Origin of the sequence: Novosphingobium sp. 18050 (genome assembly GCF_902706195.1) — a bacterium.
In the GTDB taxonomy this organism is placed as follows: domain Bacteria; phylum Pseudomonadota; class Alphaproteobacteria; order Sphingomonadales; family Sphingomonadaceae; genus Novosphingobium.
The window spans coordinates 1-449 of record NZ_CACSJO010000089.1 but is presented as its reverse complement, the minus strand read 5'-3'; the positions used below and the strand labels follow the sequence as shown (position 1 = coordinate 449).

The 449-nt window shown below is 50.8% G+C and carries 1 protein-coding gene; it reads right to left on the bottom strand.

Annotated features, from left to right (window positions below):
- Nucleotides 1-449 (bottom strand): hypothetical protein (locus GVL61_RS24505; RefSeq protein WP_200845019.1); only part of this gene is annotated, 449 nt, incomplete at both ends.

Sequence of the window (449 nt, the reverse complement as noted above, 5' to 3'; positions counted from 1 at the left end):
GCCCCAGGACCTGCCATTCACGTTGGGTCAACGGGCTGGTGCGGATCAGCTCTGGCACTTCCGGATGATTTAGCAGACGTTCAACGAAATTCTCATCGAAATGGGCGAATTTATGCCGATGATGTTGATTGATTTCTCGCAGAATACGCTGTGCGCGATGCTGTTCCAGCTCCGGCAGCGTATTGAGTTGAATAAGCTGGCGCAGTTGTTGCGCCATCGCTTCGCCTTCGATGACAAAATGACTGATAAATCCGGTACGATTCGCCAGTTTTAATGCGTCCAGCAACACACGCTGAGCGTCACTTTTACGTCCGGCCTGCCAGTACAGTTGATTAAGCAGCAACAGGTTACGGTTGAGATCGCTCATCAACCGCAGACTGCGGGCATTTTCATTGAGTTCTTCGAGGACAATTTCCGCAGATTCAAACTCGCCCAGCAAGATTTGTGCA